A 23,165-nucleotide genomic window follows, 5' to 3' on the forward strand; every position below is an offset into this window, starting at 1 on the left:
GATGATTACTCATCGATATAAGGAGGAGATTTGAATCAAATTCAACTATTTTCAAGGAATGAAATTGAACAAGTGGTTCATGACAGGACTATTGTTTACGGTCGCTGCCATTACGTTTATACTTCTGAATGCTCAAACTGTATCTGCAGCGAGCTCGGTTTATACAGATAAAAATGAGGTTCCGTTTTCAGTCGAACCGACAATCAAAGACGGGACAACGCTGGTGCAGCTTCGTCCGTTAGTTGAATCGCTTGGCATTGAGGTGAAGTGGAATGCCAGCACCAAGACGGTGACAGGGAAGAAAGGAGCTTCTTCGTTCAGCCTGACGATCGGTCAACGAACAGCGACAGTGAATGGAAAGCAGGTTGAACTTGCGGTGCCTGGCAGAGTGGTGAATGGCCATACCTTGGTTCCTCTACGCTTCATTGGCGAAGCGTCAGGGGCTGTCGTAGGCTGGTATGGGAAGACGAGAACGATTAGCATATTCAGCAGCGAATATATTGAGATTCTAGGCATCACCAGAGCTGAAGCACAGAAGCGGGTCAATGCCGGTGTTACTTGGGATACGAAGGCATCAGCAAATTCATTAAGAGGCTTTTATGTGCATTCGTCGGCAGATTTGACAGGCTACAAAGGATGCCGTGGGATGTGCTGGGACTATATATATTTTATTAATGATCATCAGCTAGTGAAGAAGATGCCTGATAATGGTTGGGACACGGTTGATTGCGCGAAGGACACCTGCTTGTCTTACAGTATGAAGGACGGAAAACTAATTATCGAAAATGATCGTACGTATTCAATAGAAGTGAAAGAAGATGGACTTTATCTCGATGGGGATTATTATTTCAAGCACGAACCGTTGCATCGAATGAAGCTGGATGGAAAGTATGATGCTTCTAGCTATGTTAGTGGTAACCTGGGTGTTGGTTTTTCTTCATCCAACACGATGATCTTTCGACCAGATGGCACGTTCATTGATGACTACTGGATTGGTGTAATGTCAAGCGGCTCGGATGTGACTGGAGATGGCTCCGGCACTTCATTCACGATTCAGGATGAGTCTCAGTCTGCTGGTCGATATACGATTATTAATTACACGATCTTGCTTGAATATAATGATGGTACGAAGGAAGTCTATATGTTCTTCCGTCCTGACCGGAACGAGAGGATGCTGAAGATCGGGGGGAGGGATTTCCTGTTCGATGATTCTTATGATCCTAACGAACAGCCTAGCACACCGCCCAAATCCACAGAGAATTCTGCTGGGACTGTGGAACCGTACAAAGATCTACTAGTTACCGACAAAATTGCAGTGAAGAAGAACATTCATCAGGAATTACCGAAAAGCAAAGAGGAAACAGGCAGCATTGCCATTACGTTAGACGGCTATCAATGGGCGGAGCTCGACATTAGTCCAGATTACGTCTCATCCTTCAAGGGCATTGGTGACGGAGTGATCGTCGCAATAACAGCAAAGTATACGGTTAACAACCAATCCTCGTCGGATGTAGATTTGTCCACGCTAAAAAGCGTGATCTGGGTAGACGCTGGGTATCTGCAATCATCGCCGAGTCTATCGCCTAAAGTTAATTCTGTATTGAAGGCAGGGGAATCTGCTGAACTGCTGGCTGTATTTATTGTATCAGCTGAATTACTAGAGGAGGAATGGGATCGTTATCCCGACCTTGTATTGAGCGAACTAAAGACGACAGCAGGAGATGATGCCTTGGATGGCGCTGAGCTGGAATTTTGGATTTTTAATCCGTATCGATAATAGATCTAAGTCCTCAGTCGAGGGATAAATTACAAGCAAGAAGTAAGCTAAAGCGTTTAAAACTAAAATGAGCAACCATGGAGGAGGTTTCGAGCCTCTCCTTTGGTTGCTCATTTTCATATACGTTGAAGTTTACTGATTAATATACTTCTCGAATACGAAGCCAAAGTCTTTGATTTTATATTCATCATGCTTAGCCTTCATCCAATCAAAGGCATACTCATTGATATTTGTGAATTGCTCTGCTGCTGACGCGCCCTGCGTAGAAAGTCGGCCAAGGCTTTCCTTCGCAATATGTACGCTAGACACCGCGTAGTCATAAAGCTTCTCGTTGGTTGCGACGATTTCAGAAATTTTGTACAGCGTTTTGTAGAGATCCTTAATTTGTTCTAGCTGCTTTTTATCGACATCAATGGAGAAGCTTTCACTGCCGATGTGAAACTTAATCTCGACATCTAGATCGACCGTTCCTGCTGTCTCTAGCATCACTTTCGAAATTTCATGAGAAGAATAGCTATAGCGCTTCAGTACTCGCTTGCTGCTAATTGCACTTTCACCATCTAGATGGATTAACGCAAGATTGGTAAAGCAATATTCATCCTTTTTAGACTTAATAATGAAGTAGATTTTTTCTCCGTCTTCATGCATGACATAATCATCAGTATCTACCTTATCGAAGTCTTTACGATCAATAACCTTACCAATATCGCTTAAACCGAGTGCCTCTGATGCTAATTTCTTAAACATAATATCAACATCCTCTCCATCGAACATAATTAGAATGATTCCGTTGCCCGTTGTCATTGTAGCAGAGGGACCGTTAATACCACAATCATTCAATAAGACTAATTTATTCGATGGTGTGACGTTTATACCATTCATTAGCTTCGTGCAGCACTTGTTTACCGCCAGCCTCCATGAATTCAACGACGAAGGTATCGAAGTAGTCGACAGGCTGGTCGCCAGTGATGATCGAGATGTATGCTTTATCTCTCATCCGTATCAGCTCCGGAGTATATTGAATGAGGGAGGGCGTTGCCACCTCGAGACGATTATATATACCGTGCTGATCCAGCCCCAAGGTCGCAGCCCACTTTTCTCGGCGCTCTGAAAGCTGGCTAGGTACCGCCATGCCAATGCTGGAGCCAATCTTATTGGTGTAGTTATCCATACGATTAAACGGTGGAAGAATATGATATTCACCTGCAAATTCAGTACTCCAGCTCCAGTGCTTACCTGGGAGGCCGTGCAGCATTTTGATCTGCTCTACCGGATCGGTGTTGGCACTGACATAATCGAGTATCTCGAGAATCTTTTCGAGCTTCCCTGGCTCACTTACAGCATTAGCACCGATGGCGACAAAGCTCATCAGCATATTATAAGCCTGTGAACCGCTATGTCCATAAGGTCCAATAACAGGGGGACCGATTACGACATTGGCAGCTGGATTTTTCTGCTGCAGCTCATACACATTGAATGTGGCTTTGATCGGAACTTCTTCATCATGCTCATTGATCACGCTATAATCACCGTCCTCAATCCAGTGATAATAGTTGCCCTTCGAGGTCATTCCAATTCTGCCATTGATAAATGCGTGGGACAAATGCTTATAGCCGCCCTTGTTCTCACCGGTTATAAACTCAGGATCGATAATCCCGTCACGATACCATTTTTGGAGATAGGCTAGCGCTTCCTTCATCTCGGGCTCTAACGCGCCGATAATTAGCTCATTATCCTTCTTATTAAAGTACAGCTGCTCTGTAAATACAGCCTGTCCAAAGGCTCCGAACACAACATTTAAGCCTTCCTTGGATAGACCGTACGTATCCTTTCTACCATTCCCATCAGGATCATCGCTTGCAAATGCATACATAACGGTCTCAAATTCATCTAGTGTCTCGGGGACGTCTAGTCCTAACTGCTGTAGCCAGTCCTCTCGATAAATGATAGGGATTCGGTATACGTTCGTCTGATTGATGACGGGTATGCCATATAGCGCGTCGTTTATCTTACCGTATTCCAAGTAACGGGGATCGAAGTCTTCGATACGCTGCACAATATTAGGCGCATGCTCTCTCAGAACATCCTCAGGAATGTCCGCAAGCACCCCTTGCATCTCATATTTCAGCAGATCATGCGACTGCCTAATTCGGAACAGGTCAGGGATTCTTTCTTGAGCAAGCTCCAAGTCGAGCAGCTCCTCATAGTGCTTGTTCTCAAGATTCCATATATCCAGATCGACATGAAAGAGCTCTTCGATATATGCGATCATCTCCGCATCCTCAGGGACAGCGATGTTTTGATGCATCGTCCAGCTAATCGTATAAGGTTCAGCTGTATCTTCCTTGTCGCTGACGAGGGCGATTGGCTGCTGTACTCTATCCTCTAGTTCTCCTCCGATAACGTTCCAACCGCTTATGAATACAAGTATCATAAGCGATGCAGCACATAGAATTATTGCTTTTGAAGGGGTGAGTTTCATAGACTATCCTTCCTAACATGCTTTAACTGATGAATCGTGTCATACGTGCAGGTTTGACCTACGTACGCATTCCATTCCATGGTGTTCATTGTACAGTCATATCTAGTGACTTATGGTCATCCGTAGTCGTACATGGTCATACGTGTTCATACAAAGTCATAGACTGACATCATTAATTCATTAGGCCGCGCATGAAGCTCTTTGGTGTGCAGCCGTGAATTTCTTTAAATCTCTTTATGAAATAAGCAGACGTGCTGTAGCCAACAGTGCTAGCAACCTGCTCGATCGTTAATTCACGCTCGGACATAAGCTCCCGTGCCCGTTCCATCCGCTGATTCGTTACATAATCTGAATACGATACTCCAGTTTCTTCCTTGAAGATCTTGCTTAGATATTTTGGACTAATGAACACCTGCTCGGAGACATGATCTAACGTGAGATCGCCGGATAGATTGTTGCGTATGTAGGCTTTCACCGCTGTGATCGTATCAATGCTTCTTACTTGGCTGCGTTTTTCCATATGGTGAATAAACTCGGTCACGAGATTAATCATCCACTCCGAGTATCGGTCAATATGGTAGATCGACCGATACTGCTTGTACAGATCTAATGAGCTTGCCTCAACAGGCTGCCATCGCACTCCACTGATGCAGTCAGAGTAGATCGAGACCATCTTTAATAATAGGATGTGACTGTACTCTGCTGAATACAACCCATTCTTGAGCTCAAGCATCAAGTCCTCAATCGCTTGCACGGTGCCAGTAAGATCACGGGCTTGCAGCTTCTTCTCGAAGCTTGCCAGATACGAATCGGACAGCTCAAGGATGCTGCTTTCTCTGCTTAGCAGCTTAAGATCGCAAAGGATAGGCTGTTCAGGGAAGAAGTAGCTGTAACGGATTAACGTTTTAGCTTCACGATAGCTCGTATGTATCTCTATCGGCTGCTCTGCCCAGCTTCCTAATGATAGGCCGAGTTCTAGGCCGAATCTGCTTTTCACCTCGGAGAGAATGAAATCGGCAATCTGCTTGGAGAAAGAGTTATCCGTTTTGTTCGTACACAGAATAACGACAATTTTATGATCCTGCAATTCCTCCGCAAGCAGCTGAGTTTCCTCGAAATCTAATGACTCTAGCTGTTGAATGATACTGTACGTCATATGCTGCAGCTGCTTGGGCTGTAGCTCCTTCCACCCTTCACTGACTGGGTCAATAAGCATACATTGGAAGCGGGAATAGTCCATCTCCACCTGAATAGAATGCAGCTGCTCTGTCAGCTCATCCGACGTATAACGGTTATTCAGCATATTGAGAATAATATTATGCTTAATGACCTTTTGATTAGCCTGTAATGTTTCTTCAAGACTGTCCACTTGATTGGTTAGACTGTTAATTGCAGTATCGATGAATCGATATTCATTCTGCTTCAAGCTAACGGAGCTGCCTTGCCGGCTTTTGATTGTATTTAAAATTCGCTTAAGCGGGCTGTAGCCGGCAGCCGAAAACGCGAAAGACATCGCAATGCCAACTGCGACAGCGAGCAAGCAGAGGATAAATACGCCATCCTTTAACCCATCTAATTTGTAATAGAAGCTATAAGTGGGAGTTGTCGTGTAGATACTCCACCCGTTTCCAGCTATCTGATTATGGGAAACAACGTATTCGTCATAGTCAAATGTATTCGTGAGACTCCCATCTGACGAAGTGTGGGAGTGCAACGATTGGATTAGTGAAGGATCCTGCGCCGGCTTACCGAGCAAGGACTTGTCCGCAGCAGAAATTACGATCCCATGCTGATCGACTATAAAGGTATGATCGTAACTCGCAGGGATCATTGTCTCGATGATCTCGCTAATAGCCGCTTCTTTAACATCAATGGCTAGCAGCAGCTCAGAGTCTCGCCCTGCAGCTTGAAACGGATAGCTGCGGACGTAGGTCATTAACGGTATCATACTGCTTTGCTTCGTTAATTGTAGATAAGGATCCTGAGGTACCAAACGAGTTTGTAGCCATAAGGAGCTTTCCTCGCGATCCTGCATCGCCGTTATCCAAGCATGCATGCTGTCAGCATCAGAGGTGACTAGATCTGTAACACCCGTACCAGAAACATCTACCCTAGAAGCATCTATATTAGAAGCATCTACACTAGAAGCACCCACAACCGAAGCGACCGAAGTTCCTGCAGCAGAAGAGATACGATCCTCGAGCAGCAGGCCATGTGCAGATGAGATGATGAAACGTTTCTCCGCATCATACAGATGAATCGCGTGGATTAAATCAGAATAATTATGCACCTGGTTATTAAGCAGCTGCTGTATGTCTACAACCTTGCTGTGATTCCCATTTAGGGTATCCATATGAATATTAACGGGGCTTCCGAGTGCCAGAGATAGATAGATTTGATGGACTCTCTGAATGACGGAGCTCTCGATCTGATTGACCGTATTGTTAAGCATCATCTCGTTGTTAATTCTAATTTCTTCACTATATTGGCGAGCGAAGAATAGATAGAAGAATGAACTGAGAAGAAGCGCAATGACAAGCACGACAGCAAGATAGGACAGGACCATTTTGGACAATACAGATTGAAATGGCTTGCGCATCGATTTCTCCTCCTTCACATCTAGCTTCAGAACAACATCATTATACAATAGCACCGGAACTGGTGATCGTCTTAATCATAATTTAACATTTGAAGGCTTTAATACGCTGCGCGTTAATCATTTCTTAATAATAGGCAGGCGTGTATATTTCTCGCACAGGAGAAAAAATGATATGTTGTCTATGCGATAAGCCAGAGCGTACGATTGTGATATAAAGCGGAAATTGTTCTATAGATGCCCAAGCTGCCTTGATGCTACAGTAATGGTGCAAACCAAAAACAAGTTATCGAGGAGAGGATCATGTTGTTGCAGAGTACAAAGAGACAACTAAAAAAGGCATTACTATTACTACTCATGCTAGCTATTGCAATCCCAACGTTTTCTGGTGAGAGCTACGCTGCGAAGCAGGAGGAGAAGTTCTCTGACATTAAGGGACACTGGGCAGAAGAACAGATTCTAGCATGGAGTAATGAAGGCTTGATCAATGGATATTCGGACGGTACCTTTAGACCTGACCAGATCATTACACGAGCAGAATTTATGCATATGGTCAATCAAGCCTTTGGCTATTCAGGACAAGCACCTGTAAGCTTTAAGGATGTGTCTAAGGATGCGTGGTATTACGATGCCGTAGCAATTGCTAGTGAAGCGGGATATATTGATGGCTATTTGGATCAAACGGTGAAGCCGGAAGCTCCGATTACGCGTCAGGAAGCAGCCATCATGATCACGAAGATTAAAGATATGGTGAGTAATATAGATGCTTCTAATACTTTTACTGATTCATCCTCTATTGCAGATTGGAGCAAGGGTGCAATCGGTGCTGTAGCCATAGAAGAAATTATGGCTGGGTATACCGATGGAAGCTTCAAGCCTCTGAATCCAATTACTCGTGCAGAAGCGGTTGCTGCACTTGACAATGCGTTTAACTTTGTTAAGTCTCCTCTATCCGCGGTGAAGTATGGTGGTAATGCGGATGATGCGACATTGAAAAATATCGCGGCAACGAATCCATTTATACAAATTTTAGACGGGTTTGATCAGGTGTGGTCGCTAAACCAACCAGCCTGGAGAGACGGAACAGCGTTAACTAAGCCTGGCGTAAATGGAGAGACTGCCAAATATGGAGATGGGCCGACACCATATTACGATGGCTATAAAAATGATAAAAACGCAGTAGTTGCACATAAAAACACATATGCGAATGAGGAAATTAGAAATGCAGCGACTTGGGTTGCTAATATCAGATATGTAGAAGAGGTTACTCAAAATCGTACAGATGAAGAGGCTCTAGCAGCATATTATGACGACCAAAGAGATAAGATCTACAGTATGATGGAGGCGTTCGGACCTTTAGCGAATGCTTATGTAGATATCGTGAAACCAACGACAAATGTTGTAAGAACGTTGGATGAGATGAATATCGTATTAGAAGAAGAAACAGCAGAAGACCAAAGCCAAGGCATGGGGGCAAATTGGGAGGAATCTGAGCTTGCTGATATGCTGGATCTCGTTGCATTAATTAGATTCAGAACACCGGCTTCTTCTAATCCAGCTAAATACTTCTACTCTTCTCCTAGACCTTGGAGAATGAATTCGAACGGTGAAGTAGTTGAGATCGTCGATCGGAATGGACTACCTGTATGGGAAACGCTAGGCAGTGGTGAAAAGAAAGAAGAGCCATTAGCTTCAGGAGGAAAGAAAACAACAGGAGAGAAGCACTACCAGCAATATGAAACAAAAGTAGAGATCATTCCTGCATTAAAATATGTAAGAAGAATCGCTGAGGATGGTCGAGGCAAGGATGGAGCATTCCCAAGCGGACATACAAGTGCAGCGTACCTATCAACCTTTGGTTTTGCATATGCAACGCCTGAACGTTATTCTGAATTTTTAACGAGAGCGGCCGTAATGGGTGAGAATAGAATTGTAACGGGAATGCACTCACCGCTTGATGTAATCGGTGCAAGAATTCAAGCTACAGCTATGACTGCCTATGCGCTCAATAAGGAAGAAAATAGAGAAGTATTAGATAAAGCCTATAAAAATTCCGGAGATGTGTTCGGTGCATTAGCAGAAGCTAACAACATGAGTCTGTATGAGTATGCGCATACGGTAACAGAGGATTATGCATTCGAAAGTGCCTATGATGAGACGGCATGGGAGGATCACGAGGCGAATAAAAAGTTCTATAGAGAGAAGCTTACTTATGGTTTGCCACAAACGGGAATTAAAGGCTTAGCGCCTGTCGTGCCAGAGGGTGCAGAGGCTCTATTAGAAACTCGTCAACCGTATCTTACAGACGAGCAGCGTAGAGATGTATTATATACGACCTCCATTGATTCAGGTTATCCTGTAATCGACGAGTCACAGGGCTGGGGTAGACTTGACCTTGTAACGGCAGCCGATGGATACGGTGCATTCTTAAAGGATGTAACGGTTGATATGGATGCTTCCAAAGGTCGCTTCAATGCACAGGACTGGTGGAGAAATGATATTACAGGCCAAGGTAAGCTTACGAAAAAAGGTACAGGAGTACTTACGTTGACAGGTGATAATAGCTATACTGGCGGTACATTACTGCAAGCCGGTACGCTAGAAGCCGCATCAACAACTGCCTTTGGTACAGGTGAGCTTCGTGTAGAGAATGGAACAATTGTAGTAAATGCTGATGGAGCATTGGCGCTTGGTGGTGACTTCACGATGAAAGCTGGTAAGCTGAACATGGTGATGGATGACGATAGTAGTCAAATAACAGCAGCGGGAGCAGTAAACATTGACGGTGGAGACTTAAAGCTAGATTTCTCAAATTATAAGCTTGAGGGTGCTAAAGCTATTACTTTGATCACTGCAGATGCGATTAATGGTAAATTCAGTAGCATAACAGCAGATGGCTATGATGTAAATGTTACGTATGAACATGATCGTGTCATTGCACAGGTTGTAGCAAAGTAATAGATAGCTAAATCAACAAAAAAACTGACGACAATTCATGTGTTGTCAGTTTTTTTGTGCTCACTTAAATAGAAAATTTATGAACACTATCAATTAAAATATCGTTCTTTTCACGAAGGTCTGGTGATATAGATAAAGATAGAAAACGATAGGATTGTCTATTAGATATCTTTAAGATAGACACCATAATTTGGATTTGCTATCATTTATCTAGCGAGTAAGAAAGCGGTTTCAAATCTTAGTCATCTGTGGAAGTACCCCTAAGTAATCGTCTCTCAAAGATCATGATTGTATTGTCTTTCTCTACTCTTAACTTCCATTGAACGGAATGAGAGTGGAGATAATTTGTACGATACTTTGAGAACGTAGTTTTATAATATAAAACAAAAAATTCCCATCATTCATTTATGATCAGAAGGCAAGTGTTCTCCGATCAAAGAATAATGGGAAAGAAAGGGTGAAGGATCATGAACAACACATTCAGATTCTTAATTCGTTTCTTAGCGGGGAAAACCATCATTCGAACGATTATGTTTTCCTATCTCGTATTGAACATCCTTCTATTATTGCTTCTTGGAATGTTATCCGTTCGCGATTCAACGACAAGTCTGACAAAGGAAGTAACTCAATCCAGCTACAAAGTGATGGAGCAAGCAGCGCGAGGGCTGAGCTTCAGTCTCGAAGAAGCGACTCGCCCACTCGTTCTATTAGCAGGTCATTACTCGGTTGGCAGTATGATGAATCCGGGAAGGGAAATGGATATTGCGGGGCGGATCCAGCATGAGAGGAATATCGCAGAGGTAGCTTTTGGCGTATCATCCTTGCAATCGATAGTTAGTGACGTATTAATATTGGGCAAAAATGGGTACGTAAACAATCTTGATGGCAGAATATCACTGCTGTGGGATTATCCTTTCACCGAACAGACTTGGTTTAAGCAGGCAATTTCGGATCGTCCAAGCAAAGGCTTCATTACACTTGGACTTCATAAACAGGATTACTACTTAGAAAAAAATATTTCAAAATATAACAAGCCGACATTATCGATTGCCCTTCCGGTTAGGGATTACAACTATAAAACGTTAGGCGCTGTCGTTGCCAATGTCGATCTGACCAAAGTCAACACCATGTTTGAATTAAGCTCCTATCAAAACGATGAAAGCATATTTATGATCGATGATCAGCAGACCATCATCGCTCATAAAGAGGGCACTGCAATTGGCACAAAAATTAACTTTACTGGTATCGAGCAAATTTATGAAGGTGATTCAGGAAGCTTAGTTACCATGCTTGATGAAAGGGAGACGCTTGTCATCTTCCACCCTACTGCTGTTCAAGGCTGGAGAATGATCTCTACCGTTCCCATGTCCGTCATCAAAGGTCAAGCAGATTCGCTGAAATCAAATTTGATTGGTTTTATTTATCTCTGTTTGATTCTCAATATTTTTATATCCATCTTGATTACTGCCCGAATATCCCGCCCATTTGGACGATTGCTATCTACATTGGACAAGATTGGGGGAGACAGCATTTATATCATTAAAAATAAATACAAGTATCGCGAATTGAATTTGATTAGCCAAAAATTTAGGGAATTGGTCATTCGTATCGAATCGTTGATCAAACAAAATTATCAATCGGAAATTGCACTGAAGGAGGTAGAACTCAAAACACTGCAGTCCCAAATTAATCCACACTTTCTATTTAACACACTGCAACTGCTGCAAACTGAAATTGTATGTGGCAGTACCGAGGACTCCAACCATTTGGTGTTGTCACTCAGCAGTCTATTAAGATATTCCATGAAGCAATCAGAGGAGATGGTAGAGCTCGAGCAGGAAATTCAGAACGTCAGGGATTACCTTTATATCGTGAACAAAAAATACGATGATCGAATAGATATCGAGTTTTTTATTGAGGACGAATCGATTCTAAAAAACAGAACAATTAAGTTGATTCTTCAGCCACTGGTAGAAAACGTAATTTTTCACGGATTTGTTGAAAACCCACAATCGGCAAAAATGACGATTAAGGTTGTAAGAGTCAAGAAAGGAATATTGATCGTTATCAAAGATAATGGCAAAGGGATATCGAGAAGCAGAATTCGTCAATTGAGTAGACAATTGGAACAACCTGACTTTAAGGCTGAGAGTATAGGTTTATTCAATGTTAATCAGCGTATCCGTTTGAAGTTTGGACCTGATTACGGCTTGAAGATTAGAAGCATGGAGGGGGTATTTACAACAGTTTACATCGTGTTACCCATGATATGAATAGGGAGGTAAGTTGCATGAAGCTACTTATTGTAGATGATCAATTATCTTTGCATCGGTATCTAGATAAAGTGATGGACTGGACAGATCTAGGAATTGCAGATGTGAAACATGCATATGACGGGGAAGAAGCTATCGACATGATCGAAACCCTCAGACCTAATTTGATGATTATGGATATTCATATGCCGCTGCTTGATGGGATCGAATCGTTAAAACGAATCCAGCACATGGATGAAATTCCACGCACAATCATTTTAAGCGCCTACGATCAATTCAGTTATGCCAGAGAAGCGCTTAGGCTTCAAGTTTCCCAGTACCTGTTAAAGCCAGTCGACGCCGGACTGCTTAGGGATGCTTTAAGCGAGCTCATTCACCAATCGAAAACTGAAGCTAAGCAATGGCTACAAGCTGAATTAGAACGAACGCTATACTCTGAACAGCTCGAAGGGGATTCGTTGATTAAATTCCAAAACGGTCTAGCACTACTCTCCATCCAAAGATTTGCTATCGTGACCTTTGAGGGCATCAGCGCTTCGGAGAATAAATGCTCCGCCCTGCTGCAAGAGCATTCGGCTATGAGAATCGACTGTGTGATGTGCTGTAACAACCGTAAGGAGCAGCAAGTGGTGCTAGTCGGTGGTGGAGAGGAGCTAACTAGCCGTCATCTACGTGAGCTTAGTGAAGCTGTAATAGAAAAGGTAACCGTAACAACAGCGCCTTGCACATTGACTGTTGGAATCAGCTCAATTGCTCAAGCGCAAGATGCGGCATCCCTGCCACAGCTCATTGCTGAGAGCGCACGGGCGGTACGGGCATCCGCTACAGAAACAATATCCAAGCTTCAGGATGCTGTGTGGCGCATTAAACGGCATGTAGAAAGTGAAATTCATGAGGATTTGACTTTGCAATCCGTGGCTGATCGCTTTGAGATTGACAAATATCAATTAAGTCGTGCATTCAAGCAGGAATTCGGAATAAATTATTGGGCTTATGTGACGCAGGTGCGGATGAAAAAAGCAGCAGAACTGCTCGTTGCAACCAATTGGAAGAACATTAATATCGCAGAGCATACTGGTTTTCTAGATGAGAGTCACTTTTGTCGAGCTTTTAAGAAGTATTTCGGGGTTACACCCAAAGAGTACCGCACATCACCTATTCGACCGAACTAAGCTGAACTTGCTGCAAGTGCAACAATTGGCAACAAATGATGCAACAATATGAATTCAAATAAAAGTGAGCTCATACTACACTTTAATTGTAAGTGCTTACAACAAGTGCTTATTATAAAAAATGATGACATGGGGGTAAGCCAAGCATGAAGAAATCGTCCTTTTTGCTATTAATCACTGTCCTTTGTTTGTCAGTAGTACTTGCCGCATGCAGCAATAACAGCGGTAACAGCAACAGCAATAGTAGTAATAAAAGCAACTCAGAGAACACCAGCAATGAAAGTTCATTGAGCAATGCAGCAAAGGAAGATAATGAAGCTAAACCAGTTAAGCTTAGTATTCTGGCATGGAATAATGAAAAAGAAATGAAACCTGTGATCGACGGCTTTACTGAAAAATATCCGCATATTACATTCGATTTTCAATTTGCGCCTCCTGTAACAGATTACATTGCTAAGCTTCAGACGATGTTGTTGTCAGATACGGCGCCTGATATATTCATCATCGCAGCAGAAAACCGCAATGAGATCATAGACGGCGGCTACGCTCTTGATCTGACGGACGAACCGTTTATGGAAGTGATGCTAGACAGCAATAAGCCGATGCTTAGTAAAGATGGACGCACCTATGCCTTTACACAAACTGGATGGGCAGGCGGCTTGTTTTATAACAAGGAATTGTTTCAACAGGCAGGCATTACTCAATTGCCAGAGACATGGGATGAATTCATTGAGGCATGCTTGAAGCTAAAAGAAGCGGGCATCTTACCGCTTTATGACAGAATGCATGATATTACAATCATTCATTCTGCTATGTTCGGTAGTAATGTGCTATCGAAGGACCCAACGTTCGATGAGAAGCTATTTAAGGGCGAGACAACTTTCGCAGAAGGCTGGACTGAAGTGTTAACGATGTGGAAGGAAGGACTTATCGACAATAAAATTTTGACGCCAGACATGATCGGATTGACCAGTGACCAGGTGCTTAACGAATTCTCCCTTGGTAACGTCGCTATGTTCCCTGGCGGCCCTTGGAATATCCCTACAATCGAGCAAACGAATCCAGATCTTCAGTTCGAAATTATGCCGATTCCAGGTAAAGAACCTGGCAACAAATATTATAATGGTGCGCCTGGTGTTGGTTTTGCGATTAACAGTAAAACAAAAAACAAGGATGAAGCGATGTTATTCCTTGAGTACATGACAACACATGAAGGGCTGAAGCAATTCGAGGAAGGCACAGGCGGAATCATTACGGTTCATGGCTATGATAGTACAGTGCATCCGGCATATGAGCCAGCATACAGAGATGGGCTAATTGCAGGTAAAATTTACTTGCCAATGGTTTCATGGGATAGGCATCAAGAAGCGCTGCGTAACCAATTCCTTGTATCCATTCAAGATATAGCCGTTAACAAAATAACACCGGAGGAAGCTACAGCCTCTTTGGACAACAAACTGAAAGAAATGGAAAATAAATAATCCTCGATTAGGTAAGGAGAGGGTACAGGGAAACCTACCCCCTCTCCTCACTTTTTAAGGGAGGCAAATTATGGTCAAATTTGTTCGTCAGCTGCAGTTTCAATTGTTTTTGCTTCCGATTCTAGCGATCTACTCATTGTTTACGATCTATCCGCTTATCAAATCGTTTTTCTTAAGTTTTACTAATTTTGATGGATATACGAAGGTGTATGATTTTGTTGGCTTGAAAAACTATGCGCGAATATTCGTGGATGATGCGATCACATCCGCCATTACCTATACGTTATTTTTTACTTTTGGCAAAGCAATACTTGTTACGATTTTAGCGATTCCGCTTGCTTTAATATTGGATCAAAAGTTTTTAACTAGAAACATTCAACGTGCAATTTTTTTCTTCCCATCTATTCCAAGCGGCCTGCTGCTTGCCTATATTTGGGGATTTATCCTGGCGCCGATCGGTTCAGGCATACTGAACACCGTACTTAGAGAAGTGTTTAACATGGGGCCGCAGCCTTGGTTGTCCGACCCATTACTAGCGAAGCTATCTACGATCGTCGTGGCAACATGGGCAGTAACAGGGTGGCATGCAGTGTTGTATCTAGCATTTTTGCAATCCATTCCGAAAGATTATTACGAAGCAGCCTCAATAGATGGAGCGAACCGATTGCAGCAAATTCGCTTTATTACGATTCCGCTTCTCGCACCTGCAATGACGGTCAGCGTCATGCTGCTGCTTACCGGCGGGCTCAAAGTTTTTGAGATTCCATTCGCCTTGACAAAGGGCGGGCCTGGCTATGAAACCTACTCGATAACCCAGGTAATCGTGCAAAGGGGAATATCTGAAACACAGTACGGCCTAGCATCGGCCATGTCATTCGTCTTTTTCTTAATCGTACTAACCATTGCAATCTTCCAAGTTACAGTAATGCAACGAAGGGAGCAGGACTTACAATGAAGAAAACCTCTGAAAAACGGTTGTGGATTCTGGACATATTGATGCTCCCGGCCGGAATAATCGCATTTTTCCCGTTTTATATGATTATCGTCAACACGTTCAAAACGATGCAGGATGCTGCAAAGAACCCTATGGCTCTCCCTTCAAAATGGATCTTCACAAACTACATTCAGGTTTTTGAGGACACCTCGGTTATACGCAGCTTCTGGAACACGCTAACCATTACCGTCTGTTCTGTCGCATTGATTGTTTTGATTGGTGCGATGGCGGCATACCCGGTTGTATTCAATGCGAATCGAATAACAAGGTTTGCGATGCTGTATTTGCTTGCCGGTTTTATGATTCCTTTCCAAGCGACACTCATTCCTTTATTTCAGCTGATGAGTGATTTGCACCTAATCGATAAACTATACGGCTTGATTACTCTGTATACGAGCGGATCTGTCTTTGTCTTCTTCCTAATGATGGGATATATGAGGACGATTCCTCGGGAGCTGACTGAAGCAGCTGTCATTGATGGCTGCAGCGTATGGGGGATCTTCTGGCGAATCATCTTTCCATTGCTGAAGCCGATTACAATTACGAGCACCATCTTTCAGACGATGTGGATATGGAACGATTTCTTGGCACCTATGCTGTTCTTGAATTCAGCGTCCAAATCGACGCTTGTTCTGCAAATCTATAAAGCGAAAGGCGAATTTACCGTTAATTGGCCGATGTTCATGACACTTACGGTTATCACATTGGTGCCGATATTCATCTTTTTTATTGTTATGCAAAAGCATATCGTCAAGGGGATCGCCGCCGGCGCTGTCAAGGGTTAGATAATAAACTAACAAGCGTCGAATAACCGAAACGCATGCCAAAGCCTATGCAACGATACTCTACGATCTAATCATTACCGTTATGATATTCAACTGTCTTAGGGACATTCTAGAACGGTTAAACATCTTAAGATTCCCTAACGACTCTTATCAAATTTGGGGGGTGATTAAGATGTTTTCTTGATGTAGACGATCTTATAGTCATGTCGTCTGAAAGGCAAAGAGACAAAGAATAAGAGAGAGGTGTTGTAGGTAATGCGTAAAACAAGATTCGTGATGTCTTTCTTGGTTTGCTTTCTTATGGTATCCGTTCTAATGGTATCTAACTTACCCGAGGCCAAGGCAGATACAGCTGCGGAACCGAACGAAACATGGAGACAGGTCGACCCAGCTGATGTCCAGATTGGCAGAAGTTATCTTATTGTCTCCGAGCACGGAGCACTTACTAACGCTCAAGCGACAATCAGCACACCAGGCGATGTGACCGGCGATACTCAGGTTGGTATGGCATCCAAGCCCGTAACGATTGAAGAGGGTTTAATTACATCCGAAGTGACGGACGACATGATCTGGCAGTTTGGCCTTGGTGCAAATACTGCGGCGGCATCCGGCGGTCTTGGTGACGGCCCAGGCTATTATGTATTGAATGACGCACCCGGCGCAGGCGGAGGCACGGAGCCTTTGAGAAGGGAATCCAGCTTCAACGCGCAGCATGCACCCCTCAACACGACTGGCGCAGCGATCAATGGCAACCAGCAAAGCATGTTGCTGCATGTACTGGATGAACAGGAAGGCACCGTGTCTCTGTACATTTGGGGTGGGAACAACCAGTGGAACTTTGCCTTGACGAGTACGGAAGACGGCTTCACAGCGAAGAGCCAGGCGGCGAACACGACGAGCGCTGCTCAACTGCTTCAGCAGATGCAGGAATCACCGGCTTTACGACTGTATGAACCAAACGTTAGTGTTGGCGTTCAGCACTACGTTATGACATCATCTGGCGAGAACGGCAGTATAAGTCCATCCTCCCTAGCAGGGCATGTTTGGGTAAATGATGGCGAAGACGTAACCTTCACGTTAAACCCTGCATTTGGGTTTGAAGTGGATAAAGTTACAGTTAATAATGAAGAAGTAGCTGTTACAGACAACACATATACAATAAGGAATGTCACCGAAAGCGGCATCAGCATCCACGTAACATTCAAGCCTCTTACAAACGCAGCAGATTTACCGTTCACCGTGTATAACGATATATTCTCTGTCGGTAACGTCACGACAGCGGTCATCATCGACCTTGGCGAAGGCAACGAGGCCAACCTTGCTGACCTTAGCTCCGATATGTTCACGGCGGCTGCTAGAAATACAAGACTTGACGGCTCAACCGTGATTTTCGACGGCTTGCGCAATATCACTAGGGTGTATGTAAACAGTGCTCCGGAGCCGCTTGGCTATATATCCCCCGCACCGGGCTCCGACGACCTCGTAACGGATACTCCGGAGAGTGGTCGCTACATCATCATTGAATTTGAGTTCTGGAATACCAATGGCTATACATCCGGCGCAATGGTATCAGGCAACTTGCAAAACGCCTTCTCTGCACTTCTCAATTACCGCGTCAACGTAGATCGTGAGATCAAACTGACAGACGGCACCACGATAACCCCGAGATTCACTCAATCAGCTGTAGTCAACCCGGCGCTCGACAAGTTTGTCCCTGACAAAACGAACCCGAGCGGCACAGGCAGCATGGACATCCTGATCTCGATCGACGAGTCATGGGAAGAACTCGGTCCTCTCCCACTGTTTATTTACAACCATGGCGGCGGCCGTGGAGGCCCTTCTGGGGACTTCTTCGCTCCAGTGCAAACCGCGAACGGAGCAGCCGTACTATCCAAGCGTCAGCTGGAGAACCCTGGCAAGTACAACGCGCACATTATAGCAACGCAAAACCACGCAAACAATCAGGCCAATAATGAGGCACTTATGGCATATATCGAGAAACTGGCCGATGAGGGCAAGGTGGATCTGAACCGTATCTATATGTCCGGCTTCTCGATGGGCAGCATGTATACGCTCGGCTTCTATAGTCGCAATCCTGAGTTTCTCGCAGCAATTGTTCCGCTTGCAGGAGGCAGCTTGCCAACTGAGGAACAGCTTACGGCGAACCCTGAGTTAACAAAAACCTCCATATGGGCGCATACACATAAGAATGACGGCGCTGGTAATTCATGGACACAGTATTTCAGTACAGGCGCTGGCGCTAGCGGATTGTATTCAAATGCTAACGTAAACGTTCTGGAAACGAACCAGGCCTTTAATTTCCCTTACTACGGCTTTGACTGGACGCCGCACGAAACCGAAGCCCAAGTGTACAGCAACCTTCTTGGTCAATCAAACGCCAGCTTCAGATATGGTGCAAGCCAAGAAGCGTATGCAGATAAGAACATCTTTGATTGGATGTTCGCACAGAGCAGAGGTAGTATAACCAGCTCAGCAACGTTGTCAGGTCCAGCGGTAGTGCAGTTCGGTGAAACATTCGATGTGACCTACGGTCTTGAAAGCTTGAATCAGGAAGTATATGCACAAGACATTACAATCGCATACGACGCTGATAAGCTAGAGCTTGTTGGTCAGCCAGTGTCCGTTGATTCTGAGCAGTTTATAATTGTAGGCTCAGATAGCCAAGAAGGAAGTATTCGAATTTTAGGCACTCACTTAAATGAAGGCGTAAATAATCCTAATCAACCTCTCTTTAAGCTTAGCTTCAAAGCAAAGCAGACAGCTGGTATTGCGGATATCGCAGTTACGCTAGTTGGGCTTGCAGACGGTGAAGGAGTAGAGGCGGAAATTGATGGAGATACGCATTCAGTTGAGATTCGCAAGCCTGTACTACCAGGTGACGTCAACGATGATGATAGAGTAAGCGTTGGTGACCTGGCTCTAGTTGCGAAAGCTTATGGCAAATCTTCAGATAGCCCAGATTGGGATCAAGTGAAGAAATACGACATCAATAATGATGGAACAATCGACATTGAAGACCTTGTCGCATTGGCGCGTCTCATTCTGACTAATTAATAACTGAAAAACAGCCAAGGGTATCAAAGCTTAGTGCAGTCGATACCCTTGGACCTGTTTCTCTCCTAACCATTATATGAACAAGGGAGACGATTCAATTGAAAATAAAAAAATTGCCGTTGCTGCTGTCCAAGCTTCTACTGTCCGTGCTACTGCTATTTACCTTGATACCGATTATGGCACATGCTGAGAATAACTCCTCATTTACATTAAATAGCTCCGCCAGCAATGCAATAGTTGGCGAAGAAGTAGTAGTATCGGTCGAAGGCGATAGCACGAAAAACGTTTTTGGATATGAGCTTCGTCTATCCTACGACCCTAACATATTGAAGTTTAGTCAAGCATCCACGACTTGGGAAGGCTTTACGGTTCCTCCGATTGTTGAGGACGGGATAATAATATTCGCTCATACTAAGGTTGGTGATACCTTAGGCGAAAATGGAAAAATGCATTTTGCCTCGTTAAAATTCAAAGCTATTGGACAAGGCGAAGCTCTCGTTCAATTAACGCGAGTGAAACTGGTTGACCGAGATGGTAGCAGCATCACATCTGAGCCAGCTTTAATATCGAAGCTTAGTATATCGACGAACTATATAGATACGGAAGGTCACTGGGCCGAGGAAAGCATTAACAGAGCAACCGCGAAGGGATGGGTGAAGGGCTACCCAGATGGGAGATTCGCTCCAGACAAAGAGGTTACTCGAGCAGAATTTATTACTATGCTTTCTCGTGCACTGGCATTGCCAGCTTCCTCTGAAGGAGCACAAACGTTCAAGGATGATGCACAAATTCCACCGTTTGCAAAAGCTCACGTATCGCAAGCAGTTGCTGCTGGATTGGTGAAAGGATATGATGACGCAACGTTCAGACCTTCTCAATGGATCAACCGCGCTGAGATGACGGTCGTGCTCATGCGTGCAATAGGCTATGAAGACACGAAGGATTCGAGTTCTACGCTTACGTATGATGATGTGGACCAAATTCCAGATTGGGCATACCCGGCCATTGCAGCAGCTACGGATATAGGTATAGCTAAGGGAAGGAGCAACAACAAATTTGCACCAGGCGGATACTCAACTAGAGCTGAAGCTGTTACCTTGCTTTTGAGAATAGTGGACCACATTGCTTCAACATCCAAGGTTAATTAGAATACTGAAACCAAAAAGCTCAAGCTTATCTTGAGCTTTTTGCATATCTTTATGACAAAATATTAATTTGACTACCATTCAAAACCTCCTCATTATAATAGAATGTCTACAGCTCAGACAGTGTGTTATTGCAATGGGAGGCAGCTATGAATAAACATAAAAAAGATCATTTACATAAAAAAGAGGGAAGACGCCGCGGACCATCCGATATCTTTAGGCTGATGAAGCGATTCCGAATATGGATCATCGCGATGGTGCTCTTATTTTTGTCACTAGTAGCAATCGGGGCTAATTGGATTCATTCGCTTGATATCGCTAAGCTAGCTGTACCAATAGCGGCTCCGACACAATTCATCGATCGATACGGTGAGGTCAGCTCCGAGGTCACCACTGCTAAGATCGATTATGTGTCTATCGATCAAGTTCCGCAGCATCTTCAGCAGGCCATCGTCGCAGTAGAAGATAAAAGATATTATGATCATACCGGAGTGGACGTCTTCGGCATTATTCGCGCAGCCTTTCGTAACGTGAAGGAAGGCGGTGCAGTACAAGGGGGAAGCACGATTACCCAGCAGCTTGCTAAGAATGTCTTTTTAACAGGTGAAAAAACGTTCTCCCGTAAGATGACAGAAGCTGCCTATGCCATTAAGATCGAGACACTTTATGATAAGGACCAAATTCTCGAAATGTACCTGAATCAAATTTATTTCGGTGAGGGTCAGTGGGGAGTGCAAAGAGCAGCCAAGCGGTACTTCGGCAAGCAAACGGAGAACTTGACGTTGGCGGAAAGCGCATTGCTTGCAGCATTACCGAAAGCTCCAACCCGATATTCTCCGCTTAGGAATAAGGAGCTCGCTTTGGAGCGACGCAATCTCGTGCTTGGTCTAATGAAGGCTGAAGGCTTTATCACTGAAGCCGAATATCAGCATGCCAAGGCAGAACCGATTCAAGTGCTCGAGGAAATTCCACAGGAGCAGCTTAACCATTTGCTCGGTCAATATGCATCCTATATGGATGAAGTGATTGATGAGGCCATTCGTTTATATGGATTTACCGAGCGTCAGCTGTTAGCTGGAGATCTGCTCATCTACACGGAGCTGGATCCAGTCGTTCAGAACGCGATGGAAGCAACGTACCGCAATGATGCGCTGTTCCCAGAAAGTGCATCCGATCAGCTGCTGCAGAGCGGAGCCGTCATCTTGGATCCATCGACTGGGGGGATACGCGGAATCGTCGGACAGCGAGGAGAGCATACCTTCCGCGGCTTCAATCATGCTACGCAGCTGGTGAGGCAGCCTGGGTCAGTATTTAAGCCGTTAAGTGTGTACGCACCAGCCTTGGAATTAGGCTACGATAAGCATTCACGGCTGTATGATGGCCCATTAGATATTCAAGGCTACCGTCCCAAAAATGTAGATAACCGTACGTTAGGGGAAGTATCGCTTCAAGAGGCGGTTACTTATTCCAGAAATATTCCGGCCGTATGGCTGTTGAACGAAATTGGACTTCAAAGCGGGATAGAGTTTGTGGAGAAGCTCGGTATTCCGCTAGTCGAGGAAGATCGTAATTTAAGCTTGGCGCTTGGCGGATTATCGCAAGGGGTGTCTCCACTTCACATGGCACAGGGCTATAGCGTGTTCCCTAATCTTGGCAAACAGATTCAAGCACATACGATTACGAAAATTACAACGGTGGACGGACAGGTTTTAGCTGAGGCTGAACACCAACCGGTTGCGGTTATGTCTCCAGAAAACGCTTATGCGATGACGGAGATGCTGCAAGATGTAATAAGAGAAGGTACAGGAAAGAATGCCGCACTCAATCGTCCGATGGCTGGGAAAACAGGAACGACGCAGCTTCCGCGAATCGAACAGTTCGAAGGCATAGTTGGCGGTGCTAAGGATGCATGGTTTGTCGGCTATACGCCTGAGCTTGTAGGGGCGGTTTGGTTAGGCTACGATCAGACGGATCGCAATCATTATTTAACAACATCCGGCGGGCAGTACCCGGCTATAATTTTCCGAGAAATGATGTCCCTTGCGTTACAGGACGTACCTATATCTGAGTTTACACGGCCTACAATCGAGAAAGCGAAAGACAATGCAGGTCCTATATTTGGGGAAAAGGGAAACAAAAAAGGGGAAGAGAAGAAGAAAAAAGAGGAGGAGAAAAAGAAGAAAGAGAAAGAAAAAGAGAAAGAGAAGAAGAAGCGGGAAGAGGAAAGAAAGAAGAAGAAGGAAGAGAATAAGAAGCGTGAAGAAGAGAGAAAGAAAAGGCATAATAATGATTAAGCACACTGTCGGTGTAAAGTCATCTGCGGCATTATCCTCTATAAGCGAATGTCTACGAGCATGTACCTTGCTCACAGGGATAAGCTGAGGGTTACAGTGGTCGAGATAAGGTTTACAATAGGTTGTGCTGGAG

Annotated in this window: 13 protein-coding genes; 10 read left to right on the top strand and 3 right to left on the bottom strand. The window is 44.3% G+C overall.

The window, feature by feature from the left end:
- Nucleotides 1-58 precede the first annotated feature (58 nt).
- Nucleotides 59-1,777 carry a copper amine oxidase N-terminal domain-containing protein gene (locus NSQ99_RS07565; RefSeq protein WP_340836003.1) on the top strand — a complete coding sequence of 573 codons (1,719 nt, stop codon included), beginning with the start codon at nucleotides 59-61 and terminating at the stop codon, nucleotides 1,775-1,777.
- A gap of 132 nt (nucleotides 1,778-1,909) precedes the next feature.
- Here NSQ99_RS07565 and NSQ99_RS07570 read toward each other — a convergent pair whose 3' ends face one another.
- The 3 genes from NSQ99_RS07570 to NSQ99_RS07580 all read right to left on the bottom strand — a co-directional run bounded on the left by NSQ99_RS07570 (nucleotide 1,910) and on the right by NSQ99_RS07580 (nucleotide 6,858).
- The gene (locus tag NSQ99_RS07570) at nucleotides 1,910-2,524 is read right to left on the bottom strand and encodes a PH domain-containing protein (protein WP_251668391.1); all 615 of its coding nucleotides are present in this window, start codon (nucleotides 2,522-2,524) and stop codon (nucleotides 1,910-1,912) included.
- Nucleotides 2,525-2,627: 103 nt separating this feature from the next.
- Nucleotides 2,628-4,259, bottom strand: coding sequence for an extracellular solute-binding protein (locus NSQ99_RS07575; protein ID WP_340836005.1), 1,632 nt, complete (start codon nucleotides 4,257-4,259; stop codon nucleotides 2,628-2,630).
- A gap of 172 nt (nucleotides 4,260-4,431) precedes the next feature.
- Nucleotides 4,432-6,858, bottom strand: a complete 2,427-nt coding sequence (locus tag NSQ99_RS07580) for a helix-turn-helix domain-containing protein (protein WP_340836006.1) — start codon at nucleotides 6,856-6,858, stop codon at nucleotides 4,432-4,434.
- 306 nt (nucleotides 6,859-7,164) lie between these two features.
- On the opposite strand from NSQ99_RS07580, the gene NSQ99_RS07585 reads away from it, so the two are divergent.
- The 9 genes from NSQ99_RS07585 to NSQ99_RS07625 all read left to right on the top strand — a co-directional run bounded on the left by NSQ99_RS07585 (nucleotide 7,165) and on the right by NSQ99_RS07625 (nucleotide 23,032).
- Nucleotides 7,165-9,813 (top strand): S-layer homology domain-containing protein, encoded by a 2,649-nt coding sequence (locus NSQ99_RS07585; protein ID WP_445670490.1) that lies wholly within the window; start codon nucleotides 7,165-7,167, stop codon nucleotides 9,811-9,813.
- A gap of 467 nt (nucleotides 9,814-10,280) precedes the next feature.
- Complete coding sequence (locus NSQ99_RS07590; RefSeq protein ID WP_340836009.1) at nucleotides 10,281-12,086, top strand: sensor histidine kinase; 1,806 nt, start codon at nucleotides 10,281-10,283, stop codon at nucleotides 12,084-12,086.
- 17 nt (nucleotides 12,087-12,103) lie between these two features.
- Nucleotides 12,104-13,258, top strand: a complete 1,155-nt coding sequence (locus NSQ99_RS07595; protein WP_340836010.1) for a response regulator transcription factor — start codon at nucleotides 12,104-12,106, stop codon at nucleotides 13,256-13,258.
- A gap of 146 nt (nucleotides 13,259-13,404) precedes the next feature.
- Nucleotides 13,405-14,739: an ABC transporter substrate-binding protein gene (locus tag NSQ99_RS07600; RefSeq protein WP_340836011.1), complete on the top strand. Its 1,335-nt coding sequence runs from the start codon at nucleotides 13,405-13,407 to the stop codon at nucleotides 14,737-14,739.
- A 70-nt stretch (nucleotides 14,740-14,809) separates the two neighbouring features.
- On the top strand, nucleotides 14,810-15,694 hold the full coding sequence (locus NSQ99_RS07605) for a carbohydrate ABC transporter permease (protein WP_340836012.1): 885 nt from the start codon (nucleotides 14,810-14,812) through the stop codon (nucleotides 15,692-15,694).
- Nucleotides 15,691-16,518: a carbohydrate ABC transporter permease gene (locus NSQ99_RS07610; RefSeq protein ID WP_251668073.1), complete on the top strand. Its 828-nt coding sequence runs from the start codon at nucleotides 15,691-15,693 to the stop codon at nucleotides 16,516-16,518. The genes NSQ99_RS07605 and NSQ99_RS07610 overlap by 4 nt, the downstream gene beginning before the upstream one ends.
- A gap of 276 nt (nucleotides 16,519-16,794) precedes the next feature.
- Nucleotides 16,795-19,593: a cohesin domain-containing protein gene (locus NSQ99_RS07615; RefSeq protein ID WP_340836014.1), complete on the top strand. Its 2,799-nt coding sequence runs from the start codon at nucleotides 16,795-16,797 to the stop codon at nucleotides 19,591-19,593.
- A 98-nt stretch (nucleotides 19,594-19,691) separates the two neighbouring features.
- Complete coding sequence (locus NSQ99_RS07620; RefSeq protein ID WP_340836016.1) at nucleotides 19,692-20,741, top strand: S-layer homology domain-containing protein; 1,050 nt, start codon at nucleotides 19,692-19,694, stop codon at nucleotides 20,739-20,741.
- 146 nt (nucleotides 20,742-20,887) lie between these two features.
- Entirely contained in the window at nucleotides 20,888-23,032 is a 2,145-nt protein-coding gene (locus tag NSQ99_RS07625; RefSeq protein ID WP_340836017.1) for a transglycosylase domain-containing protein, read from the top strand.
- Nucleotides 23,033-23,165: the final 133 nt, after the last annotated feature.

Origin of the sequence: Paenibacillus sp. FSL W7-1287 (assembly GCF_038004245.1) — a bacterium.
In the GTDB taxonomy this organism is placed as follows: Bacteria; Bacillota; Bacilli; order Paenibacillales; family Paenibacillaceae; genus Pristimantibacillus; species Pristimantibacillus camelliae.

What these genes read in the sequence shown, in the direction of transcription:
- NSQ99_RS07565 (WP_340836003.1), top strand. Translation starts at nt 59, where the DNA reads ATGAAATTGAACAAGTGGTTCATGACAGGACTATTGTTTACGGTCGCT.
- NSQ99_RS07570 (WP_251668391.1), bottom strand. Translation starts at nt 2,524, where the DNA reads ATGTTTAAGAAATTAGCATCAGAGGCACTCGGTTTAAGCGATATTGGT.
- NSQ99_RS07575 (WP_340836005.1), bottom strand. Translation starts at nt 4,259, where the DNA reads ATGAAACTCACCCCTTCAAAAGCAATAATTCTATGTGCTGCATCGCTT.
- NSQ99_RS07580 (WP_340836006.1), bottom strand. Translation starts at nt 6,858, where the DNA reads ATGCGCAAGCCATTTCAATCTGTATTGTCCAAAATGGTCCTGTCCTAT.
- NSQ99_RS07590 (WP_340836009.1), top strand. Translation starts at nt 10,281, where the DNA reads ATGAACAACACATTCAGATTCTTAATTCGTTTCTTAGCGGGGAAAACC.
- NSQ99_RS07595 (WP_340836010.1), top strand. Translation starts at nt 12,104, where the DNA reads ATGAAGCTACTTATTGTAGATGATCAATTATCTTTGCATCGGTATCTA.
- NSQ99_RS07600 (WP_340836011.1), top strand. Translation starts at nt 13,405, where the DNA reads ATGAAGAAATCGTCCTTTTTGCTATTAATCACTGTCCTTTGTTTGTCA.
- NSQ99_RS07605 (WP_340836012.1), top strand. Translation starts at nt 14,810, where the DNA reads ATGGTCAAATTTGTTCGTCAGCTGCAGTTTCAATTGTTTTTGCTTCCG.
- NSQ99_RS07610 (WP_251668073.1), top strand. Translation starts at nt 15,691, where the DNA reads ATGAAGAAAACCTCTGAAAAACGGTTGTGGATTCTGGACATATTGATG.
- NSQ99_RS07615 (WP_340836014.1), top strand. Translation starts at nt 16,795, where the DNA reads ATGTCTTTCTTGGTTTGCTTTCTTATGGTATCCGTTCTAATGGTATCT.
- NSQ99_RS07625 (WP_340836017.1), top strand. Translation starts at nt 20,888, where the DNA reads ATGAATAAACATAAAAAAGATCATTTACATAAAAAAGAGGGAAGACGC.